The sequence below is a fragment of the Streptomyces indicus genome (assembly GCF_900100315.1).
Taxonomy (GTDB): domain Bacteria; phylum Actinomycetota; class Actinomycetes; order Streptomycetales; family Streptomycetaceae; genus Streptomyces; species Streptomyces indicus.
Genome location: NZ_FNFF01000007.1, coordinates 1 through 6,751 on the forward strand (window position 1 = coordinate 1; position 6,751 = coordinate 6,751).

The following is a 6,751-nucleotide window of genomic DNA, read 5'->3' on the forward strand; positions in this document are numbered from 1 at the left end:
TCAGCGTCCGCCGAAGCGGGCGGCGTCGAAGTTCGCGGCGGCCATGTTCTGGCGGGCGTTGTCGGCCGACTCCTGGTCACCGGTGCCGAAGGCCGAGTCCATGCCGGACTGGCCGCCCAGGATCGCCGACAGCGCCCCGTTCAACGCCGCGGTGATTTCGTCCGAGTTGTTCTTGAACGCGTCGAATGCCGCCTTGCCGGAGCCGTTGAACTTGCCCTCCAGCGGCTGCGCCGCAGCGATCAACTGACGGATCAGCGACCCCAGATCGTCACTCGACGTCTGCGACTGCGACCGCAGATTCGACAACACGGACGCACCCATGTCGAACTTCACGCGCACACCACCCCCGTGGATCCAGTTTCCGGCAGACAGGCCCGCGTTGACCCGCCCCTCGCGCTCGCCACATGCCACATGTGCCACATGGCCATGGATCATCCTCACCCGAGCCTCCTTGCGAACGCAACGCAGTACGAGACGAAGAGGCGGAAATCGGCCTTGTGGCGGCGGAGCCCGAGACATCTTCCGTGCTCCGCCGCCGGCCGAGAGGCCGCGCCCCTACGCCGCCTGCCGCCTCAGCGTCTTCGCCGTGACCGCGATCCCCGCCAGGACCGCCGCCGCCAAGGTGCCGACGACCGCCGTGACGAGGGCGCCGGAGTTCAGGTGCAGGCCCACGTCCGAGGAGGTGGCCTCGGAGAGGCCGGCCGCCATCCCGGCCAGCGGAGGCAGCGTGACCAGGACACCGAGGGCCGCGCCGATCACGATGACCAGCGTGGTCTCGCCGGCCGAGGTGAACAGGAGCTGGCGGACCGTGCCGCCGGCCGACTTCATCACCCCGAAGTCGCGACGCCGGCCGTGGGCCGCCATGGCCATGGAGTTGGCTACGGCGATCACGCTGTAGCCGACCGCGATGACGATCAGCATCATCGCGAGGGACTCGGTGAGCTTGGCGTCGGTGTTGTAGTCGGCCAGGGCGAACTCGGCGGCGTCGTGCAGCGCCACCCCGGGGACCGCGTCCGTGGCCTTCGAGCCGGCCGGGACGAAGATGTCGTCGGTGAGCGCCGCCGGGTCGTGGGCACGGACCAAGTCGCGGGCGACCACGAAGTCACCGCGGGCCGGGTCGTCGGGCAGCACCTCGGCGACGGTGAGCGTGACGGTGGCGCCGTCCGCGAACCGCACCGGGACCTCCTGGCCCTGCTTCAGGCCCAGTTCGCCGGCCGTCTTCTCGCCGAGTACGGCCTGACCCTGCTTGTTCCACTTCGGGTCCCGGCTGCCCAGGACGTCCAGGACACGGGCCGCCGCACCGGCCTTCGGCTCGATGAACGCACGGGTCGGCAGCGCGGCCTTGCCCACCGGGTTCGCCGCGACGACCTCGTCGGTGTTGCCCGGGGTGCCGTCCGGCGTGACGATCGTCTGGCCCGCGACCTTCAGTGCCTCACCGGCCGGGTACGCCACCCGCATCGTCTCGACCATGCCGCTGAGCAGCACCGCGAAGCCGACGGCCGCGATCACGGGGGCCACCAGGGAGGCGGCGCGGCGCGGGTTGGCGACCAGTTCGGCCCGGACCAGGACCGGGGCGGCCTTGCCGCCGCGCTGGAACGGGGCGGTCAGGAGCCGGCCGACGGGCCCGACGAACACCGGGGCGAGCAGGGCCGCCGCGACGATCAGCGTCATGGTGGCGAAGATCGCCATGTTGATGCGGTTGTCGGCGGTGGAGGTGGCGGTGCCGATGGCGAGCAGCACGCCCAGGCCGAGGACGGACAGACCGGCGATCCAACGGCCGCGCCCCATCCCCTTGTTGGCCGAGCGGCTGTCGAGCAGCGCCTCGATCGGGGCGACCTTGGCGGCCTTGCGGCCCGCCGTCCAGGCGCCGATCACGCTGACGCCGACACCGATCACGGAGGCCACGAGCAGCGGCCAGGCGGCGATGGTGATCTCCATGCCGGGCGGGGTGACGTCCAGGCCCTGGAGGATCGACAGGAGCATCGGGCTCGCGGCCACACCGGCCACGCAGCCCACGATCGAGCCGGCCACGCCGACCACGGCGGCCTCACCGAGGATCATGCGCCGGATCTGCTGCGGCGAGGCGCCGATGGTGCGCAGCAGGCCGATCTCGCGGCGGCGCATCCCGGTGGACAGGACCAGCATGGAGGCCACCACGAACACCGTGGTGAACAGGCCGAGGAGGGCCATGGCGCTGATCAGCTGGACGCCGAGGAAGCGCTTGTGCTCGATGTGCGCGGGCTGCAGCTCGGACCGTCCGTCACCGGAGACCACGCTGCCCTGCTCGCCGAGCACCTTCTTCGCCGCGGCGACGATCGCACCGGTCTCGGCGCCCTTCTCGGGGACCAGGGCGACGGCGGCGACACCGGGCTGCTGCTTGGCGGCGAACTCCTCGCTGAAGTAGTAGCCGGGGCCGTCCACGGTGCCGACGACCTCGAACTGCTCGCGGCCCTGCGTGATGTTGACGGTCAGCTCGCTGCCGACGGCGGCACCGAGGGCGCGGTCGACCACGACCTCGTCCGCGGCGGCGGGGGCCCGTCCGGAGACCAGCTTGTACGGAGCCATCTGCGCGCTGCCGAAGCCGTGCCCGGACTCCAGGGCGCCCTCGTCGGTGACGGGCTTGCCGTCCTTGATCGCCTGGGCGTAGAAGGAGCGGTCGACCACCGCGTCGGCGACGCCGGGGACCTTCTCCAGGCCGGCCACCAGCGGCTGGGCCTCGGCGGCGCTCCAGGGCATCCGGTCCTCGGGGCTGCCGTCGGCGTCGACGGCCTGCGGCGGCAGGGCGAGGGCCGCGGTGCCCGCGTAACGGGGCTGGACCTTGGCCTTGGCGGAGTCGTAGATGACCAGTGTGGTCGTGATCAGGGCCACGCCGACCAGGACGGCGACGAAGGCGCCGAGGAATCCGGACCAGCGCTCACGGACGTTCGCGAGGATCAGCATGTCTGTCAGGCCTCCAGCCGGGCCATGTGGGTGGCGATCGCCGCGGCGTTGTTCACACCGGCCTGGCGGTCGAGCGGAATGCGGTCGGCGATCCGGCCGTCCTTGAGGAAGACGACGACGTCGGCGTGGGCCGCGGCCACCGGGTCGTGGGTGACCATCAGGGTGGTCTGGCCCTCCTGGTCGACCAGCATCCGCATCATCCGAAGGACCTCGCGCGAGGTGACGGTGTCCAGGGCGCCGGTCGGCTCGTCCGCGAAGAGGACGTCGGGGCGGGTGACGAGGGCGCGGGCGAGGGCGACGCGCTGCTGCTGTCCGCCGGAGAGCTCGCTGGGACGGTGTCCGGCGCGCTCGGCGAGTCCGACGGAGGCGAGCGCCTGCTCGACCTGCTCGCGGCTGACCTTGGTGCCGGCGAACCGGGACGGCAGCTCCACGTTCTGCGCGGCCGTCAGGGACTCGACCAGGTTGAAGGCCTGGAACACGAACCCGACGTGTTTGCGTCGCAGTTCGGTGCGCTCCTTCTCGGTCTGCCGGCCGATGTCCACGCCGGCCAGCACGATCCTGCCCTCGGATGGCTGCTCGAGACCGGCCGCGCACTGCAACAGGGTCGACTTGCCGGAACCGGAGGGGCCCATGATCGCGGTGAAGGTGCCGCGCGGGAAGCCGAGGGAGACGCCGTCCAGAGCGGTGACCTGGCGGCCGCCGGTGCCGTGCACCTTGCGGAGGCCGTGGAGTTCGACCGCGTCCTGTGCGGGGGTGATGTGGCTCGTCGTCGTCATAGGTAGATCCCACCGTGCGAGGACCGGTCGGGGCACTGATCCGCTCTCTACTTCCGAGGTAGAGCCAGCTCTACCTTTCGCGGCCCGCGAGCATTTCCCGGCATCGGGGGCGCACTCGCCTCAGTACGTTGATCACATGCAACCCACAACGGCCTGGCAGGCCATGGCTCAGCGTCCCCTGAGCTTCCTGACCTCCAGCTGGCCCTGGCGGTCCCTCGCGTATCTCGGCGGCGGCGTCCTGGTCGGTGCCGCGGCGGTCCTCGTCTTCGCGCTCGGGCTGGCCGCGGGCCTGGCCCTGCTCGTCGTCCTGATCGGCGTGGCACCGCTGGTCGGCCTGGTCCTCGCCTCCACCGTGGTCGCCACGGTGGAGCGCCGGCGGCTGCGGCTCGTGGACCTCGACCGGCTGACCGACCCGCACCGCACACCGGACGCCCCGGGCCTGCGCGGTTGGGCCGCCACCCGCCTGAAGGAGCAGGCGACTTGGCGCGAGCTGGTCTTCACGCTCCTGTCCGCCGCATCCCTCTGGTGGCTGGACCTGCTCGTGCTCGGCTTCTCCTTCGGTCTGCCGGCCACACTGATCGCGGCCACCTCCGCAGACACCTGGCCGTGGACGGTGTTCGGCGTGATCGTGCTGCTCGCCTCGCCCTACACGGTGACCTCGTGGGCCGGGGCGCGCGCGGCGATGGCCCGCACCTTCCTCGCGCCGCGCGACACCGAACTGGGCGAGGAGCTGCGCGAGGTGCGCGCCTCGCAGTCCCGCCTCCTGGACTCCTTCGACGCCGAGCGCGTACGGATCGAACGCGATCTGCACGACGGGGCCCAGCAGCACCTGGTCTCGCTCGGCATGACCCTGGGCCTGATGCGCCTCGACGTCGAGGAGGGCTCCGCGCAGGACGAGCTGCTCACCCAGGCCGAGCGCCAACTCTCCACCGCCCACCAGGAGTTGCGCGCCCTGATCCGGGGCCTCAACCCACCGGTCCTCGCCGACCACGGACTCGTCGCGGCGATCGAGGACTACGCGGGCCGCTTCCCGATCCCGGTGACGGTGGACCTGAAACTGCCCGAACGGCTGCCGCGCAAGCTCGAATCGACGATGTACTACGTGATCAACGAGGCCCTGACGAACATCGCCAGACACAGCGGCGCCACGACCGCACACGTCCACGGTCGCTACCATTCCGACCTGTTCATCCTCGACATCAAGGACGACGGCGACGGCGGGCTCGACCCCGCGGGCAGCGGCGTCACCGGCCTGGCGGACCGGGTCTCCGCCCTCGACGGCCGGATGCGGGTGTCGAGCCCGGTCGGTGGTCCCACCCTGGTGCACGTGGAGGTACCGTGTCGCTTCGCCTGATCGTCGCCGAGGACGCCGTCCTGCTGCGCGAAGGCCTGGTCGGCCTCCTCCAACGGGTCGGCCACGACGTGGTGGCCGCCGTCGGCGACGCCGACGCCCTCGTCCAGGCGGTCCACGCCGACCGCCCCGACCTGATCGTGACGGACGTCCGCATGCCGCCCTCGCTCGGCGACGACGGCCTGCGCGCCTCGGTCGCACTGCGCACCGAGTTCCCCGGACTGCCCGTGCTCGTCCTCAGCCAGTACGTGGAACGCTCGTACGCCCTGCGCCTGTTGGACTCGGGCGGCGGCGCCGGCGTGGGCTACCTGCTCAAGGAACGGGTGAGCGCGGTCGCAGACTTCATCTCCGCGATCGACCGGGTCGCCGCCGGCGGAACCGTGGTCGACCCCGAGGTCATCCAGCAACTGGTCCAACTGCGCCAGGACCCACTGGAACGCCTCAGCCCCCGCGAACGCGAGGTCCTCTCCCTCCTCGCGGAGGGCCGCAGCAACGCGAACCTGGCGAAGCACCTGTTCATCACCGAGGCAGCGGTGAACAAGCACATCGGCAACATCTTCTCGAAGCTGGACCTGCCGGTGGATACGGAGGGGCATCGGCGGGTGTTGGCGGTGCTTGCTTATTTGCGGGCGTGAACCGAAGAAGCCCAGGGCCCGCATGTACGCGATCTTAGGGCTCCTGGATCCCGGACGGCATCCGGGACTTGACGGCACCCGAGGTTGACGGTTGCCGGGGCTTGGCGGTGAGCCGGGACTAGATGGTGAACCGAGGCATCTGACGCAGGGCTGCCACCTGCACAAACGCCGCTCGACGGAGGACGATCCAGCGCAAATCCAGCACCGTCACCGCGTCCGTGAGCGGACCGCCGCGACGGGTATTTCCGCTGGTCAACTGCTCTTGAGCGGCAACTCGAGCCGGGCGCCCCCCGGCCCGCGAAAGCCACCCACGCCGTACGGACCCGCCGCGTACGACACCCGGTGGGTCCATCCCCGCGTGCGCGGGGAGGAGCTGATCGGGCTCGGCGTCTCCTTCGAAAACTCGGGTCCATCCCCGCGTGCACGGGGAGCAGATGGTCACGTCCCGCAGGCCCACGTTCTGCACGGGTCCATCCCCGCGTGCACGGGGAGCAGTCATCGGAGCCGGCGGCGGCCTGCTCGTGGCAGGGTCCATCCCCGCGTGTGCGGGGAGCAGAGGCCGAACTTGCGGAACTGGGTGCCGTACTCGGGTCCATCCCCGTGTGCGCGGGGAGCAGTGCGTTCCTCGCCTTCTCGCGGGTCGTACGTGGGGTCCATCCCCGCGTGCGCGGGGAGCAGGGCGGCAGCCCGTCCCACTTCGTCGTCAGCGCGGGTCCATCCCCGCGTGCACGGGGAGTAGTTGATCGTCGCGGCGTTCTGCTCGATGGGCCGGGGTCCATGCCCGCGTGCACGGGGAGCAGTCGACCACGAAGAACGTCTGCGAGCCGTCGCGGGGTCCATCCCCGCGTGCACGGGGGGCAGACGACGACACCGTCACCGCCGCGCGACTCCACGGGTCCATCCCCGCGTGCACGGGGAGCAGGGCATGACCGACCTCGTCGAGCGCGCCGCGATGGGTCCATCCCCGCGTGCACGGGGAGCAGCTCGGCTGGGCGCTGAGCGTGGTGGAGATGGCGGGTCCATCCCCGCGTGCACGGGGAGCAGGAACT

Annotated in this window: 5 protein-coding genes and 1 CRISPR repeat array; of the genes, 2 read left to right on the forward strand and 3 right to left on the reverse strand. The window is 71.2% G+C overall.

Annotated features, from left to right (window positions below):
- The 3 genes from BLT97_RS18430 to BLT97_RS18440 form a co-directional block, all read right to left on the reverse strand.
- Positions 1-333 (reverse strand): hypothetical protein, encoded by a 333-nt coding sequence (locus BLT97_RS18430; protein ID WP_093612150.1) that lies wholly within the window; start codon positions 331-333, stop codon positions 1-3.
- A gap of 222 nt (positions 334-555) precedes the next feature.
- A complete protein-coding gene (locus BLT97_RS18435) occupies positions 556-2,940 on the reverse strand; it encodes an ABC transporter permease (protein WP_093611567.1) in 2,385 nt (794 codons plus the stop codon).
- A gap of 5 nt (positions 2,941-2,945) precedes the next feature.
- Positions 2,946-3,716 (reverse strand): ABC transporter ATP-binding protein, encoded by a 771-nt coding sequence (locus BLT97_RS18440; RefSeq protein ID WP_093611570.1) that lies wholly within the window; start codon positions 3,714-3,716, stop codon positions 2,946-2,948.
- A 136-nt stretch (positions 3,717-3,852) separates the two neighbouring features.
- On the opposite strand from BLT97_RS18440, the gene BLT97_RS18445 reads away from it, so the two are divergent.
- Positions 3,853-5,070, forward strand: a complete 1,218-nt coding sequence (locus BLT97_RS18445; protein WP_093611572.1) for a sensor histidine kinase — start codon at positions 3,853-3,855, stop codon at positions 5,068-5,070.
- A complete protein-coding gene (locus BLT97_RS18450) occupies positions 5,055-5,702 on the forward strand; it encodes a response regulator (protein WP_093611574.1) in 648 nt (215 codons plus the stop codon). The genes BLT97_RS18445 and BLT97_RS18450 overlap by 16 nt, the downstream gene beginning before the upstream one ends.
- A 344-nt stretch (positions 5,703-6,046) precedes the next feature.
- Positions 6,047-6,746: a CRISPR direct-repeat array (repeat unit 29 nt; unit sequence GGGTCCATCCCCGCGTGCACGGGGAGCAG).
- Positions 6,747-6,751 lie beyond the last annotated feature (5 nt).

Coding starts and splice junctions, on each gene's coding strand:
- BLT97_RS18445 (WP_093611572.1), top strand. CDS start 3,853: ATGCAACCCACAACGGCCTGGCAGGCCATGGCTCAGCGTCCCCTGAGC.
- BLT97_RS18435 (WP_093611567.1), bottom strand. CDS start 2,940: ATGCTGATCCTCGCGAACGTCCGTGAGCGCTGGTCCGGATTCCTCGGC.
- BLT97_RS18440 (WP_093611570.1), bottom strand. CDS start 3,716: ATGACGACGACGAGCCACATCACCCCCGCACAGGACGCGGTCGAACTC.